Origin of the sequence: Saccharothrix sp. NPDC042600, assembly GCF_040647305.1 — a bacterium.
GTDB classification, from domain to species: domain Bacteria; phylum Actinomycetota; class Actinomycetes; order Mycobacteriales; family Pseudonocardiaceae; genus Actinosynnema; species Actinosynnema mutabilis.
The window spans coordinates 76,307-93,717 of record NZ_JBEZBW010000023.1 but is presented as its reverse complement, the minus strand read 5'-3'; the positions used below and the strand labels follow the sequence as shown (position 1 = coordinate 93,717).

The window sequence follows — 17,411 nt, the reverse complement described above, 5'->3', positions numbered from 1 at the left end:
CCCGCCTGACCACGGAGTGGCGCCCCGCCCAACCGGGGCGCCACACCCCACAACCCACCCGACAGACCACCACACCCACCCGACCAGACGAGCCTGCGCTGCCCCAATTGCCTGCCCTAGCTGTTCGCCCTGCGGCGCAACAGGATGAGGACGGCGGTGCCGCCGGTGAGCAGGAGCAGGCCGATCACCAGCGGCGCCGTCACGTCCGCGCCGGTGTCCGGGAGCCCGGTGGCCGCGGGGATCACGGCGGGTTTCGGGCGGGTGGTCGGCCAGTCCAACGTCAGGGCCGTGGTGGTCGTGGTTGTCGCCGTGGTGGTCGTGGTGGTGGGGACGGTTGTTGTGGGCGCGGGAGGGGGTGTGGTCGTCGTCGTCGGAGGTGGGGGTGGCGGTGGGGGAGTCAGGGTTGCGCAAGGCGGGATCGGGAGGGATCTCGTGAAGGACCAGCCCCTCGACCAGTAGCGGTCGTCCCAGGCCTCGACCGTGACGGTGAAGGTGTGCGCGGCGGTGCCGTCACGGGTGTAGGCGCGGCGGAGGTGGGAGCCGAAGGTCCGGCTGTCCAGGGTGGTCGCGCCGTCGGTGACGTGCAGGCGGTTGGGCCTGTCGTCGTTGTAGTTGCGGAGTTCGACGGAGAGCACGGCTTGGCCGTCGGCGCAGGCGGCCTTCAGGGTCGGGGTGTGCGCGGAAGCCGGGGTGGGGGCGAGGACCGCGGTCAGGACGGCCGCGATGACGCAGAGCGGAGCCCGGGGCGTCCGAGCGTGCATGGTCACTCCTGTTGGTACGGCGGGAAGCGCATACCCCTATACGGGCCGGCGCCGGCCGCTGTTCACGGCCGGCGCTGGTCAATTCGGGTGACCCGCGGGCTTGTCAACCGCTGACGCACCGTGGTTTCAGCAGGTGGTCACTCTTGTTCGCGAGCCTGCGAAGTGGCTTACTCGTCGCCAGTCGAGTGGTTCCGGTCCTGGTCGGGCAGCGTGGGAAGGGGAGTGTGGTGGTCGTCCTCCGCTCCCGCAGGCACGTGGACTACGGCCGGGTCTCCAGCGCGATCTGTCGCTGACAGAACCGCTTCCCCTCCGCCGCACCCTCCCTCTTAAGGACCCTCCATGAGCGTGTCCGCACAACCACGCCTGCATGAGCCCGACGACCTCTCGCGGTTGAAGGTCGTGCCCGCCCGCCACCCCTGGCGGTGGGTCGGTGTCGTCGTCGTCTTCGTGCTGGTGGCGCAGTTCGTCCACGGCCTGGCCACCAACCCCGGGTGGGACTGGCCGACGTTCTTCCAGTACTTCACGGCCCCCTCCATCCTGCGGGCGGTCGGGGTGACGCTGGAGCTGACGCTCTACGGCACCGCGATCGGGTTCGCCCTGGGTGTCGTGCTGGCGCTGATGCGGTTGTCCCGCAGCCGGTTCCTGTCCGGGGTGTCGTGGGCCTACACGTGGGCGTTCCGGTCGATCCCGTTGATCGTGCAGCTGTTGTTCTGGTTCAACATCTCCTACCTGTACGCGGAGCTGCACGTCGGCATCCCGTTCGGGCCGGCGTTCTTCGGCGTGGAGACCAAGGACCTCATCAGCCCGATGGGCGCGGCGGTGCTCGGTCTGGGCCTGCACCAGGCGGCCTACGCGGCCGAGATCGTGCGCTCGGGGATCATCTCGGTGGACCACGGGCAGTGGGAAGCGGCGGCGGCGCTGGGGATACCCAAGGCGCGGCAGTTCCGCAGGATCGTCCTGCCGCAGGCGATGCGGTCCATCCTGCCCAACGCGGCGAACGAGGTCATCAGCCTGTTCAAGGGCACGTCGATCGTGTCGGTCGTCGCGATCGGGGAGCTGTTCTACCAGGTGCAGGTCGTGTACGGGCGCAACGCGCGGGTCGTGGCCCTGCTGATGGTCGCGACGGTCTGGTACATCGTCCTGACGACCCTGCTCTCGATCCTCCAGCACTACGTCGAAAAGCGTTACGCCAAGGGTGCCACCAGGGAGTCGAGATGATGGTGCGGCTGCGGGGGATCCACAAGAGTTTCGGCGCGCACGAGGTGTTGCGCGGGGTGGACCTGGACGTGCCGGCCGGGTCGGTGGTCGTGGTGCTCGGGCCGTCCGGGTCGGGGAAGTCGACGTTGCTGCGGACCATCAACCACCTGGAGAAGGTGGACCGGGGGTACGTGAGCATCGACGGGTCGCTGGTCGGGTACCGGCGGGTCGGCGACCGGCTGCACGAGCTGCGCGAGCGGGAGATCCTCAAGCAGCGCACCGAAGTCGGGTTCGTCTTCCAGAACTTCAACCTGTTCCCGCACCTGACGGTGCTGGAGAACGTGGTGGAGGCGCCGGTGTCCGCGCAGCGCACGCCGGTCGCGCGGGCGCGGGTCGCGGCGCGGGCGTTGCTGGCGCGGGTCGGGTTGGCCGACAAGGAGGACGCCTACCCCCGGCACCTGTCGGGCGGGCAGCAGCAGCGGGTGGCCATCGCGCGGGCGTTGGCGTTGCGGCCCAAGGTGTTGCTGTTCGACGAGCCCACCTCGGCGTTGGACCCGGAGTTGGTGGGCGAGGTGCTCGACGTGATCAAGGACCTGGCCCGCAGCGGGACCACGATGGTCGTGGTGACGCACGAAGTGGGCTTCGCGCGCGAGGTCGCCGACACGGTGGTGTTCCTCGACGGCGGTGTGGTGGTCGAGCAGGGGCCTCCGGGTGAGGTGCTGGACAACCCTCGGCACGCGCGTACGCGTTCGTTCCTGTCCAAAGTGCTCTGAAAGGGTCAGTGGTGAGGATTCCGGTTGTGGTCGCCGCGGTGGCTTTGGCGTTGACGGCGTGCTCGGGTGCGGACGGCGCGGTGACCGAGGACAAGGTCGTGGCGGCCGGGAAGACGGTCAACCTGGGGCCGGCGCAGGACCGGGTGACCGCGGCGAAGGTGGACGCCATCGCGGCCAAGGTGCCCGAGGCGATCCGGAAGTCGGGCAAGCTGGTGGTCGCCGGCTCGGCCGGCACCGCGCCGCCGCTGCGGTTCTACGCCACCGACGACAAGACGGTGATCGGCGTGGAGACCGACATCGCGGTGCTGGTGGCCGGGGTGCTGGGGCTGGAGGCGCAGCTGGAGGTCACGTCCTGGGAGAACCTGTTCGTGGGCCTGGACAGCGGGGCGTACCCGTTGGGGCTGTCGAACATCACGGTGACCGAGGCGCGCAAGGAGAAGTACGACTTCGCCACCTACCGGCTGGACACGCTGGCGTTCGAGGCGCGCAAGGGCGGTGACTGGAAGGTGACGCGGCCGGAGGACGTGGCGGGGAAGGTCATCGCGGTCGGGTCGGGGACCAACCAGGAGAAGATCCTGGTGGCCTGGAGCCGGGAGAACGAGGCGAAGGGCTTGAAGGCGACCGACATCAAGTACTTCCAGAACGCGGCCGACTACTACCTGGCGCTGGAGTCCGGGCGGATCGACGCGTACCTGGGACCGAACCCGACCTCGGCCTACCACGTGGCGACGTCGGGCAAGACGGAGATCATCGGGTCGTTCTCCGGCGGCGGCGAGATCCAGGGCAAGATCGCGGCGACGACGAAGAAGGGCAGCGGCCTGGTCGAACCGGTGGCGGAGGCGCTGAACCACCTCATCGCGAGCGGGAAGTACGGCGAGGTGCTGGACCGGTGGGGCCTGACCGGCGAGGCGGTGCCCACCTCGGAGATCAACCCGCCGGGGCTGCCGAAGAGCTGAGGCCGGCCCGCTCGACGGCTTGAGCGGGGGTTGTGCGGGGTGGTTCCGGTCGTTGGGAAGCGTTCGGGAGGCCCTGTGCGGCACCGGTTGGTGTGGCTCCTCGTCGGACTGGCGCTGACCGTGGTCGCCGTGGCGCGGTGGTGGCGAAGCTCCCCGAGCCCACGGCGATCTCCTCGGTGGTGGTGGCTGTCAGCGCGGTGCTCGCCGGGTTCTCGAACCGGGTACCGGCCCTTGTGCGACGCGACATCTCCACGCGTTTGCGGGAGGCGATCGCCACGGACCGGTTCGTGCGGACACCATCGGCGTGCGCGCCGGTATGGCCCATTCCACCCGACCACGCTCAACATCCGCCGTGGCAGCGCGCAGTGGACCGGGGAGACGGGTGAACCGCGCGCGGCGGCCGGCCTGTTCCTGAGCCTGATCGAGGACTGCGTCGAGAACCTGAACGGGCAGGAGTGGGTGACCTACGCCGCGGCGCTGGTCTATGCCGCCGTTGTCGGATCGGCGGGGCACCCGGACCGCGCCCTAGCGCTGTACGACGAGATCGAAGCGTGGATGGCTGCTCGACACGCCCCGGCCGACGTTCACACGCAGACCTTGCACGCGCGCTGCTCGGCGAGCGGCGGGCGGACGAGGTCCGGCGGCTCGGTGAGGACGATCCGACCGTGCGGTCCTTCGACTACCGACTGCGGTACTGGCACGCCGTGCGGTGGGCGCGCTCCGGGAGGGTCCGCGACGCCGCTGACGAGCTCAGGCGGTTGGGTGAGGACGTCGTGCCGGCGTTCGGGGTGTCGTCCCGGTTCCGGGACGGGGTGTTGCGGGAGTCGGGCGCGGTCGCCGCGCGCGGCTGAGGGCCGGACAAGCGGGAGGCTTGTCCGGCCCTCGGGTCCTGTCCGTCGGCTCGCCCGGCCGCCGTGGTGTGCTCGCTTCGGGACAGGTCGGCGGCGGTGGTGGGGAGTGCGGTCCGCGCACCGCCGGTCCGGTCAGTTCTTCGCGTACACCTCCGGGGTGCCGGCGGTCGATGTGGTGTAGCCGCCCGCGAAGAGCTGGTTGACCCGGTTCGCCTCCTGGGCGTTCGGGTACGGGTTGCGGCAGGACGTGCCCGCGCTGCCGCCCGACATCAGGTACGAGCAGATGCCGTTGTACGTATCGGGCAGCCCCAGGCCGTGCCCGATCTCGTGTGCCACGATCCGCAGGGCGTAGTTGCCCGCCGCCACATCACGGTTGTCGATGTAGATCGTGGCGCACCCGAGCCCGCAGGGATAGGCCCGGGAGCCGCCCCCGGTGGTCGCGTAGATCCGGATCGTGGCGCTGCCCCCGCGGACGAGCCGCAGGTTGGGCACCCTGGAGTTCCAGATCTGCGCGGCCTGGTCGGCTTCCGCCGAGTAGCCGGAGGCACTGTAGTAGACGGTCCTGGCCAGTGCCGACGGTTCGGCGGCAGCGGTCAGGCTGGATCCCGCGAGTGCGAGGGACGTGAGCACCGCGACAAGGGCGGCGCGCACCAGTTTGCCGGTCACACGATCTCCTTCGGTGCAGGGGAAGGTTCTCGCGCTTGTTCACATTAAGAGGTGATGACCGGATGGCGTCATAGCGGTTGGGCATAGATGCCGTCGATGGGCCACGGGCGGGCGTCCGCCATGAGGCCGATCATCCCCGACACCAGGCGCAACTGGTCCACGCCCCGGATGTCCGCCTCGACCAGGCGCGGCGAGCACACGACGATCGCCGCCGCCTGCGCGCGCGACAGCGCCACGTTGATCCGGTTGCGGGACAGCAGGAAGTCCAACCCGCGCGGCAGGTCCACGGCGGCGGAGGAGGTCATGGTCGTGATGACGACCGGGGCTTCCTGGCCCTGGAACTTGTCCACCGTGCCGACGCGCACCTCGGGGTAGCCGTGCTTCTCCAGCTCGCGGCGGACCAGGCGCACCTGCATGTTGTACGGGGCCACCACCAGGATGTCGGAATCGTCCAGGGGGCGGGAGTTCCGCCCTTCCGTCCACATGCGACCCATCAGTGACCGGACGATGTGGACGACCGCCTCGGCTTCCTCGATGGAGCTGGTGGTGTTGTGGCGGTGGTCGACTTCGTGCAGGTACACGCCCGACGCCAGGTCGGCGATCGCACGACCGGCGGCGGTGGGGTGCGCGTGCAGCAAGCCCGCGTAGGACAGGGTGGACACCGGCGCGCAGACGTCCGGGTGCATCCGCCGGGTCTGGTCGAGGAAGTACCCCAGCGCGGGCGGGATGACGTCCGCGTCGCCGATGAGGTGACCCAGGGCGGACGCGTCCGCGCCGGCCGGGTGGGTGCCCTGCACGACCTGCGGCAGCTGTTGCGGGTCGCCCAGGAGCACCAGGTTGCGGGCGCACGTCGAGACCGCGAGGGCGTCGGCCAGGGCGAACTGGCCCGCCTCGTCCACGATCAGCACGTCGAACGGCTGCTCGCGCAGGGTGGCGTTGGCGAACGTCCACGCCGTCCCGCCGACCAGGTGCCCGCCGCCCTGGTCGGTGCGCCACCGGACCAGCGCCGGGTTGTCCTTCGGCTGCTCCCAGGCGCAGTCCTTCGCCGGAGCGCCCTTGGGCCGTTTGGCCGTCGGGATCGGCACGCCCAGCTCGCGCCCGGCGGCCAGGGCGGCGCCGAGGACGTTCTCCACCGCCTTGTGGCTGTTCGACGTCACGCCGACGGAACGGCCGGAGCGGATGAGGTGCGCGATCAACCGGCCGGCGAGGTAGGTCTTCCCGGCTCCCGGCGGCCCCTGCACGGCCAGGGTCGAGCCGTCCAGGGCGTCCACGGCCGCGATCACGTCGCTGATCACGTCCCCGGTGTGCGGCAACGCGCAGGCGTCGCGCAGGCGGGGCGGCGTGCGGCGGACCAGGTCCACGCCGGGGTGCGGCGGCAGGGCCGGGAGGTGGTCCACGACCGCGCGGGCCAGGTCGTACACGGCCTCGTCCTTGGGCGAGGGCCGGACCGGGCTGCCGGGGAGCACGGCGATCGGCCGGTCGGCGTCGGTCTCGTCGGGCGCGGTGCTCTCCAGCAGCACGATGTCCTCGGCGGACTCGGCCAGGACCACGGCGTCGCGGGTGCGGTTCGGGGTGCCCGGGTAGAGCAGGCGGACCTGGTCGCCCTGGGCGAACGGGTGCGGGCGGTCCGGGTCGCAGCGGACGGTGAGTTCGCGCTTGGCCTTGCGCACCCGGCCGGACGGCATCTGCCAGTCCTGCGCCCGCACCGACACCGGGACGGTGCACGCGTTGTCGGACTCCAGTTCCGGCAGCGGGGCGGCGACCTGGCGGAAGAAGTCCCACCACGCCGGGTTGGTCTCGCGGCGGTGGTAGCCGACGGCGGCGGCGAGCAGGGCGCGGGCGCGTTCGTCGTCGGTGGCGTCGGCGGGGTTGTCCGGCAGGCCCTCCAGGAGCGGGTCCACCACGGCGGCCAGGCGGGCGGCGCGTTCGGCGCGGCGTTGCGCGGCCAGCTCGTCCTCGACCTCGTCCACGAAGGACTGTTCGGGGACGTGCGGCTCGATGCCCGCCTCGGCGCGGATTTCCAGCAGGAACCGGTACAGGCGGCGGGTGGAGACGCAGTCGTAGGCGTTGTAGTCCGCGATGCCGTTGAGGACTTCCTCGGCCTGGGCGATGTCGTCGCGTTCGTTGAGGGTCAGGTACTCCTCGTAGGCCTCGATGCTGGACACGGCCGTGGTGACGTCACCGTCGCGGTTGGTGTCCATGTAGAGGGGTTCGAGGTACTTGATGGAGTACGAGCGCTGCGAGACGCGCAAGGCCTTGCGCACCACCGCGTAGAGGTCGATCAGGGCGCGGGAACGCAGTAGGTGGTCCACGGCCTCCTCACGGGTGCCGTGGAGGGCCGCGAGGCGTTTGAGAGCGCTGGTCTCGTACGGGGCGTAGTGGTAGATGTGCGCGTCCGGGTGCTCGGCCAGGCGCGCGGTCGCGAAGTCCACGAAACGCTCGAACGCGGCCTTCTCCTGCGGCCGGGTGTGCGCCCAGAACGGGGTGAACTCCTCCTCGGGGGTCACCACGCCGAACAGGTACTCCAGACCTTCGCCGTCGAGCGCGAACGGGTCGCCCTCCATGTCGAAGAACAGGTCGCCGGGGCTGGGCGGCGGCAGTTCGGCCAGCGCCTCCGGGGCGACGACCTCGTAGGCGACCTTGCCGACCGGGTCGTCGGCGGTGCGCGAGTCGTCCTGGATGACCTGGAGGGCGGCCTGGGCGCGCAGACCGGTGAAGGTCGCGGCGGACATGGTGGCCGGGCGGTCCTCGCGGGTGGCGTTGGCCAGGGCGTCGATCGTGCCCAGGCCGGCGGCCTGGAGCTTGCGGCGCTGGTCGGTGCGGATGCCGGCGACCAGGGACAGGTCGCGGTCGCGTTCCCGGCCGGTCGCGCAGTGGCGGGCGAAGCGGCAGGTCGCGCACGCCGGGCGTTCGTCGTTCCAAAGGCGCTCCGGGAGGGTCGGCGGGGCGTCGAGGCGCTCGGTGAGGCGCGTTGTGAGGCTGTGGACCACGGGGAGGAAGTCGGCGACGCGGTAGGTGCGGGTCGTGTCGTCGCCGAGGATGAGGTGCATCCGCGGGCCGGCGTGGTCGTCGAGCGCGTCGGCGTAGGCGGTGAGCTGGACGATGTTCGCCGGCGAGGGGTGGCGGGCGAGCTTGGCGTCGTGCGGCTCGTAGCCGTGGTCGGTGCGGACCAGGAAGTCGGCGCGGCCGTGGAAACCGTCGGCGTAGAAAACGGCCTGGTAGACGACCGGGGCCTGCGCGTCGAGGGCTTGTCGGGTGGCTCGCGCGGCGGCGAGTAGGGCCTCGTGGGTCGGCGCGGGCTGCGGGATCTCGACCACGTCGTGGTGGGCCTTGAAGCGGTCCAGGACGGCCAGCTCGTGGGCGAGGCCGTGCTTGGCGGCCAGGACGTCGCGCTGGGGGTCGGGGCGGGGCGCGCCGGGGACGTCGCGGGCCAGCGCCAGGGTGAGGCGGCTGCGGTGCTCGCACTCCAGCAGGTCCACCAGGTCGGCCGGGGAGTGCACCAGTCGGCCGTCGGCGTTGAGCATGGCGGGCAGTATCGCCGGGCCGCGGGCCCCGGGCGGGGACCGTGCCCGGCGAGTCGCGCGAGTGTGGTCAGCTCGGCTGGCGGGTGCTCCAGCGGGTGTGGTGGGCGGTGGCCTGGGCGGCCGCTCTCGCTTCGGCTTCCGGGTGGACCGGTTCGGCGCACCAAGCGCGCAGGACGCGTGCCATCTCCTCGACGAAACGGGTGCCCGTCCCGGTCAGGCCGCCGCTGGTCAGCAGGGTTCCGGTCGCCGTCAGGGCGGCCCTGCGCCAGCGGGCGTACTCGGTCTGGGCGGCCAGGCCCGGCCGGGTGCGCCAGAACCGCGCCACGCCGAGGTGGGCGTAGGTGCCGTGGAGCAGGCCGGCCAGGGGTCTGGGGTCCTCCCGCCACGGGGCGTAGAAGGTCTCGCGGCGGTCCGGGACCAGCAGCGGGAACAGGTCCATCAACGCCACCAGCTTGGTGTGCTGTGCCTCGTGGACCAGGGTGACCGCCAAGGACTCCGGGTCCGGGGACGGGGACAGGAACACGCAGCCGAACGCGTCGGCGAGGGTCGCGCTGGTGGTGCCGGTGCGGGCGGCGGGCATCGGGGTCACGACCGTGATCAGCTCGGCCACCTCCGCCGCCAGCGGCGGGTGGTCGGCGGCCAGGATGCGCCACGCCGCCGACAGCGACCGCCGCCACCGCGCGACGTCCACGTGGTCGGCCACCGGGAGCTCCGGCGGGACGCCGCCGCCCGGCCACGTGTCGATCTGCACCACCCGCGGGCCCAGGGTGATCTCGGGCGGGGGCGTGCAGACCAGGGTCGAGGGGTCCGCGACACCCAGCGTGGGCAGGGCGAAGACGTCCACCGGCGGGAAGTCCAGGGTCACCGGGAGGCCGGCGCGCACCGCCGCCGCGGCCGCGGTGAACGACAGCTCCGCCGGGCGGGCCGGGTGGCCCGAGCGCAGCGCCAGCGCCGTGCGGGTGGCCCACGCGCCCACCGACGGGTGGTCCAGCACCCTCGCCACCTCCGCCGGGGCCGCGCGGTCGGCGTCCACCAGCAGGCGGTACGCCGGGCGCGCCTCCGGGGCGGTCGCGATCAGCCTGATCAGCAGGGACGTCCGGCTGCGGCGGGCCAGGCGCAGGTCGGCGACCACCGCCGGACCGCCCTCGCCGCGGGCCAGCGCGGTGAAGGCGGCGGCCGGCAGTCGCCACGGCGGCACCGTCACGCCAGCGCCGCCAGGTCGGTCGCCGCGCGGTCGCGGACGTGGGTGATCAGGCGGACCAGGTCCGGGCAGTAGACCGACGGGTGGTCGAACCCCGACCCCGCCCGGAACCGGTGCGCCCGCAACCCGCCGCCGCACGCCGCCACCAGCGAGCACGCCCGGCACGTGGCGGACAGGGCCGACGCGGCGGGCACCTCGGGCAGCGCGCGGTCGAAGTCGTCCCGCGCCACGTGCAGACCGGTGGCCGCCGCGGCCGGTTGCGACGACGCCAGGATGTCCGAAGCCGAGATCGTGCCGTCGGTCTCCACCACCACCTGCGCGGTCGGCGTCAACCCGACGCCCTCCAACCGCGACCGTCCGCCCAGCACGACGTTCAACAGTTCCTCGAACAGTCGAACGCGCGTCACCGGTTCGTCGTACCACCGGTCGAACAACGGGATCAGCCAATCCGCGTAAGGCGTCTCCGGCGATCCCGCGAGCCGGCGCGGCGGCGGTGTCGTCCAGTTCCCGTGCGGCAGGAGGAAATCCACGACGGGCGGCGAGAAATCGAGCAGGGACCGGTACACGTCGTGCGGGTCGTTGTCCACGTCCACGACGCACAGCACACCCCGGTACACCGCGCGGAACTCGTCGGAAGCCAGCAACCGCAATGCGTCCCGCGCCGCCGCCCAACTCCCCGTCCCGCCCGGCCGCTTGCGGTGCCGGTCGTGCGCTTCGCGACCGCCGTCGAGGCTCACCCCGACACCCACGCCCAGTTCCGCGAACAACGCCAGGAAGCGCCGGTCGAGCAGGGTTGCGTTGGTCTGCACGGAGAACCGCACCGCCGCCGGCACCGCGGACCGGAACCCGCGCACCAGCGAGGCCAACGCCGCAGGTCCGGCCAACAACGGTTCTCCGCCGTGCAACACGACTTCCACCTCGGGCAACCCGTGCGCACGCACGTGCCGCGCCACCCGTTCGGCCGTGTGCGCGACGACTTCGGCGGACATCGCGCGCGGTCGGGAACGCCAACCCTGGTCGGCGAGTTCGTAGACGTAGCAGTAGTCGCACGCGAGGTTGCAGCGGCTGTGCACCTTGAGCACGAACTGCCGGAACGGCCGCGTTTCCATGCGCCCCCCGATCCGTCGTCCCCCGAACACCAACCAAACACATCGCGCCGGCGCCCACTTCCGCCGATCGGTGGATTCCCCGCATTCTTCGTTGTGGCGCACTACGATGGGATCAAGGGAACGGGAGCGGAACCGCAACAGTGCGGTGAGGGGGTGGGAGATGGCCGAGGAACCCGTCCTGGAGTCCGAACTCCTCGACGTCACCGGGATCGACCTCGCGCGGCTGGCGGAGTTGCCCGACACCGCGTTGCGCGCCGCCCTGAACCGCATCCTCGCCGAGAACGCGGAGTTGCCCGACCGGTTCGCGGCGTTCGAGAGTTCCCTGTAGCGCGACCCCTTTCCCGTCGGTGTCTGGAGCAGTCGATGAGCAGCCCTGCCGGCCACGGCCACACCGGTGTGACGGCGTTCCTGTCCGCGACCGGCGGCACCGGGCGCACCAGCGCCGTGGCGAACCTCGCCTGGGTGCTGTCCGGTGCGGGACAACGGGTCCTGGTGGTGGACTGGGGCTCCGAGGTGCCGCACGTGCGGGAATACCTGGAACCGTTCCTGGTCTCCCGCCGGGCGCTGCCCGACGCGCTGGGCCGCGCGCTGCTCGCCGCCTACCACGCCGACCCGGCGCGCGAGGAGGACCCGCCGCCGGTCGTGGAGCGGTTCGCGCTGCCCGCGCCCGACGACGCCGGCCACATCGACGTCGTGGCCCCGTTCGGCGGCGAGCCGGGGCGCGGCGGCCACGGCGACGCGGGCGCGATCGCGGAGTTACGCGCGCGGCTCGCCGAATCCGACTACGACCAGGTCCTGATCGACGCGCCGACCGGCGTCGCGGACGAGTCGCTGACCCTGGTCGCCACGCTGTGCGAACTGGCCGTCGTGTGCTTCCGGCCCCGCCCGCGGGCCATCGCCGACGCCGCCGACCTCGCCACGAAGGTCCGCAAGCGGGCGCCGATCCGCATCGACGTGGTCCCCGTGGCCACCCTGTTCGACGACTCCGAGCAGACCCGCGCGCAGCGCATCCGCTCGCAGATCCACGCCGCGTTCGCCGAACTCCTGGCCGGACAGGCGAAACGCGTCCCCGACGGCGGCACGGTCGAGATCCCCTACCGGCCCTTCGACGCCTTCGACCCGCTGCTGGCCATCCTCGCCGAGGAACCGGGAGGCGGCGGCGCGCTGGAGGCCCAGTACGGCCGCCTGGCCACCGCGGTCAGCGGCGGCGCGGTCACCGCGGCCCGGCCCGTCTCCCCGGTGCTGCGCGCCCGCTACCGCCGCGTGTTCGGCCTGGCCTCCACCGCCGAACCGGACCGCGTCGCCCTCGCCTACGCCCCGCGCGACCGGGCCTGGGCCGACTGGGTGCGCGGCCAGCTCGAACGCGCCGGCGCGCAGGTCCGCCCGTACCCGGAGGCGCGGGAGTGGTGGGACGACGACGTCCCGCCCGGCGTGGTGGTGCTGGCGTCGCCGCACCTGGACGGCGTCGAGCTGCCCGACCGGCCGGTGACCGTGCTGCGGCTGCTGCTCGCCGAGGACGACGACGCCGAGGGCCTGTCGGTGCACCGGCACCCGCCGGAGACGTTGTCCGCCAAGCTGCTCGGGCACTTCGGCCTCATCGACCGGCCCGGCACCGCGCACGACACCGCCATGCGGGTGCCCGGCGCGGACCCGGCGGTGTTCCACCTGCCGCCCCGGCACCGCGCGTTCGTCGGCCGGGACGAGGACATCGAGGCGTTGCGCGACGAGTTCGCCGACGCGGGCGCCGAACGCGCCGTCGTCACGCTCAACGGCGTGCCCGGCGTCGGCAAGAGCGAACTCGCCCTGGAGTACGCCTACCGGTTCTCCTCCGACTACGACGCCGTGTGGTGGCTGTCCGCGCAGGACCGGCAGTCGGTGCAGGTGGGCCTGGCCGACCTCGCGGTGGCGCTGCGGCTGCCCGGGTCCACCGACTTCGGTTCGCTGACCGCGTTGGACCGGCTGGCCACCGACCCCGCCTACGCCCGGTTCCTGCTGGTCTACGACAACGCCGACGACCTCGACGCCATCGCCGACCTGCTGCCGCCCGGCGCCACCGGCCACGTGCTGATCACCTCCGGCATGGCCGCCGCGCCCGCCATCGAGCTGGTCCGGATGACCCGCGAGGACGCCGTCGAGCTGCTGCTGTGCCGGGTGCCGGGCCTGGCCGCGGCCGACGCCGAACGGATCTCCGCCCACCTCGAACGCCTGCCGCTGGCCCTGGACCTCGCCGCCGCGTGGCTGGCCGAGACGGCCGGGGTGGAGCGCGGCGCGGGCTCGTCGGACGCGGACGCGGCGGCGTGGGCCACCCGGACGTTCTTCGAGCGGCTCGCCCAGTCCGACCGCGCGGGCGTCGGCCGGGTGGTGGACGTCGTCACGGGGTCGTTGCGGGAGAACGGGATCGGCCGGGTCGCGGTGCTCGTGGCGCGGCTGTGCTCGTTCCTGTCGCCGCAGGGCGTCGCGCTGGGGCTGGTGCGCTCGCCCGCGTTCCTGGACCGCGTGGTCGCCGCCGGCGGCCTGGACGCCGCGCCGCTGGAGCTGGACGCCGGCGAGATCGACCGCGTGCTGTGGACCGGCGCGCGGCACGGCCTGTTCCGCGTCGACTGGGGCGACCAGTACACGCTGCGCCTGCACCGGGTGGTGCAGCGGGCGCTGCGCGACGGCATGTCACCCGCCGAGCGCGAGGCCCGGCAGGCCGACGTGCTCTCGGCCCTGGCCGCGTTCGCGCCCACCGAGGTCGAGGAGAAGTCGCCCAGCCGCGCGGCCCGCTTCCAGGAGCTGCAACAGCACGTGTTCCCGTCCGGCGCGCTGCACAGCGACGACCCGCGGGTGCGCCGCTGGCTGGTCAACCAGGCGCGGTTCCTGTTCACCGACGGCGGCGCGGGCGTGCGGCGGGCCGCGCTGGAACCCGGCCGGGCGCTGCTGGAGTCGTGGACCCGCAAGTTCGGCGCGGAGGACCCGCTGCGCAACCGCCTGGCCGCGCAGCTGGCCAACGTGCACCGCGTGCTGGGCGAACCGGCCGAGGCGCTGCGCCTGGACGACCTCGCCCTGGCCCAGCAACGCCGCGCCCTGGACCTGCTGCACCCGCAGCCGCTGATCACCGCCCGCGGCCGGGGCGGCGACCTGCGCGGCCTGGGCCTGTTCGCCGAGGCGCTGGCCGAGGACCAGGCCACCTGGGAGGGCCTGCGCACGGTCGTCGGCGAGGACCACCCCGACACCCGCCGCGCCGCGCACAACCTGGCGCTGTCGATGTTCCTGTCCGGTGACGTGGTGGGCGCGCTGGCGCTGGAGGAGGACAACTTCCGCCGCCGGCGGCGGCTGTTCGGCGAACGCGACGAGTTCACCTGGAGCACGCTCGCCCAGGTGGGCCTCTACCAGCGGGAACTGGGCCGCTACCCGGAGGCGCTGGAATCGCTGCTGCAGGCGTCGCAGAAGCTGCAGAGCCTGCGGCCGGAGCTGAACGTGGTGCAGGTGCGGGTGCACTGGCAGTACGCCGTGGCGCTGCGGCTGGCCGGGCGCACCCGCGCGGCCAAGGAGCGCACCGGCAAGGCGTTGCGGGACTTCCGCGAGCTGGTCGGGTCCGACCACCCGTTCACCCTGGGCTGCCGGCTGAGCTTCGCCAACGACCACCGGCGCGTCGGCGGCGACCCGGACCTCGCCGTCGAGCTGGCCCGCACCGCGCTGGACGGGTTCGCGGCGCTGGAGGGCGTGCGCGAGCAGCACCCGTTCCTCGCGCTGTGCCGCCTCGGCCTCGGGCTCGCGCTGCGCGCGGCGGGCGACCACCCCGGCGCGGTGGCCAACGTCGAGGCCGCGGCGGCCGTGCTGCGCGCCCGGCTGGGCGACACGCACCCGTGGACGCTCGCCGCCGCCGTCGACGAGGCCCGCGTGCGGATGTCGGCGGGCGAGACGGCGACGGCGACCGCGCTGATCACCGCCGCGCACGCCGACTGCGTCGAGTTCCTCGGCCCCGACCACCCCCACACGGCCGCCGCCGCGCACAACCTGAGCCTCGGTCCGGCCGACGAGGACTGGCTGGAGTGCGATGTGGACATCCCGCACACCTGAGCGCCCCGGAGGAAGCGTGGAGCTGTACGAGGAGGAGGCCGAGCACCTGGGCCCCGAGTTCGACACGACCCGGCACGCGTGCCGCGCGGCCATCCTCAAGAGCCCCGCGCTGCACTACCTGGCCCACTACAGCAGCGGCGTGTTCGACTTCGGCGTGGACGCGCTGGGCGACCCGCCGCCCGCGCCCGACGCGCTGCCCGGCGGCAGCAGGCGCGAGGAGCTCAAGCGCCTGGGCCGGCACCTGACGTTCCAGGTCACGGCGCTGGACCGGGCGTTGCAGGAGGTGCGCACGGGCCGGCTGATCCGGCTCGTGCTGCACACCGAGGAGGGCGCGCTGTTCTGCGACTCGGTCGTGCCCACCGAGCACGTCGTCGGCCTGGTCCTCGACCACGCCGGCACCGGACCGCTGTTCGGCCACCCGGCGGTGGACGAGGCCGACCGGGCGGTCGCCGAACTGGCCACCGCGCTGCGCGCCGAGCTGAGCCTGGGCTCGCTCAACCCCGGCGGCTGGGAGACGGCGGAGGGCCCCGTGCCGCTGCCCGGCGCCGGCCCGCGCGACCCGTTCGTGACGGCCGGCGACGGCCGCCTGGCGGAGTGCGCGGCGGCGGCCCGCGCCGAGGACCTGCACGTGGTGGCGCACGTGGCGGGCGGCGAGGTGCTGACCATGGTGGACCACCTGGGCGACCCGTCGCTGGCCCCGTTCTTCAAGCAGATCACCGTCGAGGCCCGGCGCCGGTTCTACGCGGGCTTCCTCCGTGAACTGGGGGGCCTGGTCACCAAGCTCAACCGGGCGCTGCGCCCGGTGGTCGGCGGCCTGCTCGCGCGGGCCGTGCTGGACGTGGAGATGGGCGCGGTCTACTACTACCGGCTGGGTCCCGGCGAGTACTTGGCGGGCGTGACCATCGACCAGGCGCGGGTGAGCAACGCCGACGACCGGCTGTCACGACTGGCCGCCGGGCTCACTCCATTCGGGCCTTGAAGGGGGCCATTCGGTTGCCTACCGTGAAATGGTGACGCCCGCTCTGCGATCGGCCGCGCTGTTAGCCGCCTTGGGCGTGGGGTGGTTCGTCGCGTGGCGGGCGGAGCTGAGCGATGTCGAGGGTTCTTCGGCGTATTCCCTGTTCATCACCGCGCTGCTCGGTTTCGGCCTGTACGCGAGCACCAGCGGCATCGTGATCGACGAATTCCGCCGGGAGTTGCGCACGGTCGTCCTCGCGGTCACGCTCGGTGTCCTCGCGAAAGTGGCCCTGATCTTCGGGGTGATGTTCCTGGTGTACCGGCAGCCGGAGCACCTGGTGTTCGCGGTGGCCGTCGCCCAGATCGACCCGCTGTCGGTGGCGGCGGTGCGGGCCAAGTCCAAGATGTCGGACTCGGCGAAGGCGCTGCTGTCGGCGTGGGCGTCGTTCGACGACCCGATCACGGTGCTGTTGACGGTCTACATCACGTCGTTCGCGCTGCAGGGCGGCGCGGTGGGCGGGTTCGGCGCGTTCACGGCCAACTTCGCGCTCAACCTCGCGTTGGCCGGCGGCGGCTTCCTGGTGTGGCGGCTGGTGCGGCGGCACGGGGTGGCCGTGTCCGGCCGCTTCGCGCGGGTGGTGCTGCACGCCTTCTCGGCGGCGGTCGTCGTGGCGATCGGGTACGTGGCGGTGACGTACTCGCTGTTGCTGGCGCTGGCGTTGATCGGCCTGTTCTTCCGGCCGGACCTGGGCAGGTGGGTGGACGGCCTGGCCGAGGCGGGCATGTTCGCCGCCACCTTCGCGGTCGGGCTGGTGCTGGCGTTCGAGTTCTCGTGGGCGCTCGCGGCCGTGGGCGCGGTGCTGGGTGCGGCGGCGTTCCTCGCCCAGGGCGCGGTGGCGTGGGTGCTGACGCTGCCCAAGCGGTGGCGCGGCGACCGGATGCGGCTGTCGCTGGGGCAGCAGAACGGGCTGACGGCGATCATCCTGGCGTTGCTGCTCGAACCGGGTTTCCCGGGCGCGATCGCCGTGGTGGCCCCGGCGGTGGTGGTGGTCAACTTCCTGCACGCCCTGACCAACGGCGTCTACGACCGCGTGCAGCCCGCCGTGCCGAAGGTGACCGTGGTCCCGGCGTTCCAGGGAGCCGGATTCCGCAGTACCAGGAGTGAGGTCTAGAAACCGCTTCACACGCCCGGAGGCTCCGTGCCCCACCCTGACGCGGCGTTCACCCGCGTGCCCGGCCACGTCCGGCGCGTCTGATCGTCGAGTAGAACTGGCCGGCCGCCGAGGCCGCGACAATGTCCGACAACGGCGCCGCCCACCGGGCTCACGCCTGGCCCACACCCGCGCCGACCTCG

Annotated in this window: 13 protein-coding genes; 8 read left to right on the top strand and 5 right to left on the bottom strand. The window is 72.8% G+C overall.

Annotation, left to right across the window (positions count from 1 at the left end; all coding sequences use genetic code 11):
• Positions 1-116: 116 nt before the first annotated feature.
• Positions 117-761, bottom strand: coding sequence for an LPXTG cell wall anchor domain-containing protein (locus AB0A74_RS17360; RefSeq protein WP_358250459.1), 645 nt, complete (start codon positions 759-761; stop codon positions 117-119).
• A gap of 339 nt (positions 762-1,100) precedes the next feature.
• Between AB0A74_RS17360 and AB0A74_RS17355 the strand changes: the two genes are divergently transcribed.
• The 4 genes from AB0A74_RS17355 to AB0A74_RS17340 all read left to right on the top strand — a co-directional run bounded on the left by AB0A74_RS17355 (position 1,101) and on the right by AB0A74_RS17340 (position 4,538).
• Entirely contained in the window at positions 1,101-1,979 is an 879-nt protein-coding gene (locus AB0A74_RS17355; protein WP_358250457.1) for an amino acid ABC transporter permease, read from the top strand.
• Positions 1,976-2,731, top strand: coding sequence for an amino acid ABC transporter ATP-binding protein (locus tag AB0A74_RS17350; protein WP_358250455.1), 756 nt, complete (start codon positions 1,976-1,978; stop codon positions 2,729-2,731). Before AB0A74_RS17355 ends, AB0A74_RS17350 begins: the two co-directional genes overlap by 4 nt.
• 11 nt (positions 2,732-2,742) lie before the next feature.
• Positions 2,743-3,687, top strand: coding sequence for an ABC transporter substrate-binding protein (locus AB0A74_RS17345; protein ID WP_358250453.1), 945 nt, complete (start codon positions 2,743-2,745; stop codon positions 3,685-3,687).
• Between the two features lie 665 nt (positions 3,688-4,352).
• Positions 4,353-4,538 (top strand): hypothetical protein, encoded by a 186-nt coding sequence (locus tag AB0A74_RS17340; protein ID WP_358250451.1) that lies wholly within the window; start codon positions 4,353-4,355, stop codon positions 4,536-4,538.
• A 132-nt stretch (positions 4,539-4,670) separates the two neighbouring features.
• Here the strand turns inward: AB0A74_RS17340 and AB0A74_RS17335 are convergent, their stop codons facing one another.
• The 4 genes from AB0A74_RS17335 to AB0A74_RS17320 form a co-directional block, all read right to left on the bottom strand.
• Positions 4,671-5,204 carry a snapalysin family zinc-dependent metalloprotease gene (locus AB0A74_RS17335; protein WP_358250449.1) on the bottom strand — a complete coding sequence of 178 codons (534 nt, stop codon included), beginning with the start codon at positions 5,202-5,204 and terminating at the stop codon, positions 4,671-4,673.
• 68 nt (positions 5,205-5,272) lie between these two features.
• Positions 5,273-8,728 (bottom strand): TM0106 family RecB-like putative nuclease, encoded by a 3,456-nt coding sequence (locus AB0A74_RS17330; RefSeq protein WP_358250447.1) that lies wholly within the window; start codon positions 8,726-8,728, stop codon positions 5,273-5,275.
• Between the two features lie 67 nt (positions 8,729-8,795).
• The gene (locus AB0A74_RS17325) at positions 8,796-9,932 is read right to left on the bottom strand and encodes an HEXXH motif-containing putative peptide modification protein (RefSeq protein WP_358250445.1); all 1,137 of its coding nucleotides are present in this window, start codon (positions 9,930-9,932) and stop codon (positions 8,796-8,798) included.
• Entirely contained in the window at positions 9,929-11,038 is a 1,110-nt protein-coding gene (locus AB0A74_RS17320) for an FxsB family cyclophane-forming radical SAM/SPASM peptide maturase (protein WP_358250443.1), read from the bottom strand. Before AB0A74_RS17320 ends, AB0A74_RS17325 begins: the two co-directional genes overlap by 4 nt.
• A 160-nt stretch (positions 11,039-11,198) precedes the next feature.
• Between AB0A74_RS17320 and fxsA the strand changes: the two genes are divergently transcribed.
• The 4 genes from fxsA (at position 11,199) to AB0A74_RS17300 (ending at position 17,229) form a co-directional block, all read left to right on the top strand.
• Positions 11,199-11,366 (top strand): FxSxx-COOH cyclophane-containing RiPP peptide, encoded by a 168-nt coding sequence (fxsA, locus tag AB0A74_RS17315; RefSeq protein WP_170199842.1) that lies wholly within the window; start codon positions 11,199-11,201, stop codon positions 11,364-11,366.
• A gap of 35 nt (positions 11,367-11,401) precedes the next feature.
• On the top strand, positions 11,402-15,100 hold the full coding sequence (gene fxsT / locus AB0A74_RS17310) for an FxSxx-COOH system tetratricopeptide repeat protein (protein WP_358250442.1): 3,699 nt from the start codon (positions 11,402-11,404) through the stop codon (positions 15,098-15,100).
• 16 nt (positions 15,101-15,116) lie between these two features.
• A complete protein-coding gene (locus tag AB0A74_RS17305; protein WP_358250439.1) occupies positions 15,117-16,079 on the top strand; it encodes a hypothetical protein in 963 nt (320 codons plus the stop codon).
• 76 nt (positions 16,080-16,155) lie between these two features.
• Positions 16,156-17,229: a hypothetical protein gene (locus AB0A74_RS17300; protein ID WP_358250437.1), complete on the top strand. Its 1,074-nt coding sequence runs from the start codon at positions 16,156-16,158 to the stop codon at positions 17,227-17,229.
• Positions 17,230-17,411: the final 182 nt, after the last annotated feature.

Bases quoted from the DNA above. Each gene is read 5' to 3' on its own strand.
- AB0A74_RS17360 (WP_358250459.1), bottom strand. From the start codon at position 761: ATGCACGCTCGGACGCCCCGGGCTCCGCTCTGCGTCATCGCGGCCGTC.
- AB0A74_RS17355 (WP_358250457.1), top strand. From the start codon at position 1,101: ATGAGCGTGTCCGCACAACCACGCCTGCATGAGCCCGACGACCTCTCG.
- AB0A74_RS17350 (WP_358250455.1), top strand. From the start codon at position 1,976: ATGATGGTGCGGCTGCGGGGGATCCACAAGAGTTTCGGCGCGCACGAG.
- AB0A74_RS17330 (WP_358250447.1), bottom strand. From the start codon at position 8,728: ATGCTCAACGCCGACGGCCGACTGGTGCACTCCCCGGCCGACCTGGTG.
- AB0A74_RS17320 (WP_358250443.1), bottom strand. From the start codon at position 11,038: ATGGAAACGCGGCCGTTCCGGCAGTTCGTGCTCAAGGTGCACAGCCGC.
- fxsA (WP_170199842.1), top strand. From the start codon at position 11,199: ATGGCCGAGGAACCCGTCCTGGAGTCCGAACTCCTCGACGTCACCGGG.
- fxsT (WP_358250442.1), top strand. From the start codon at position 11,402: ATGAGCAGCCCTGCCGGCCACGGCCACACCGGTGTGACGGCGTTCCTG.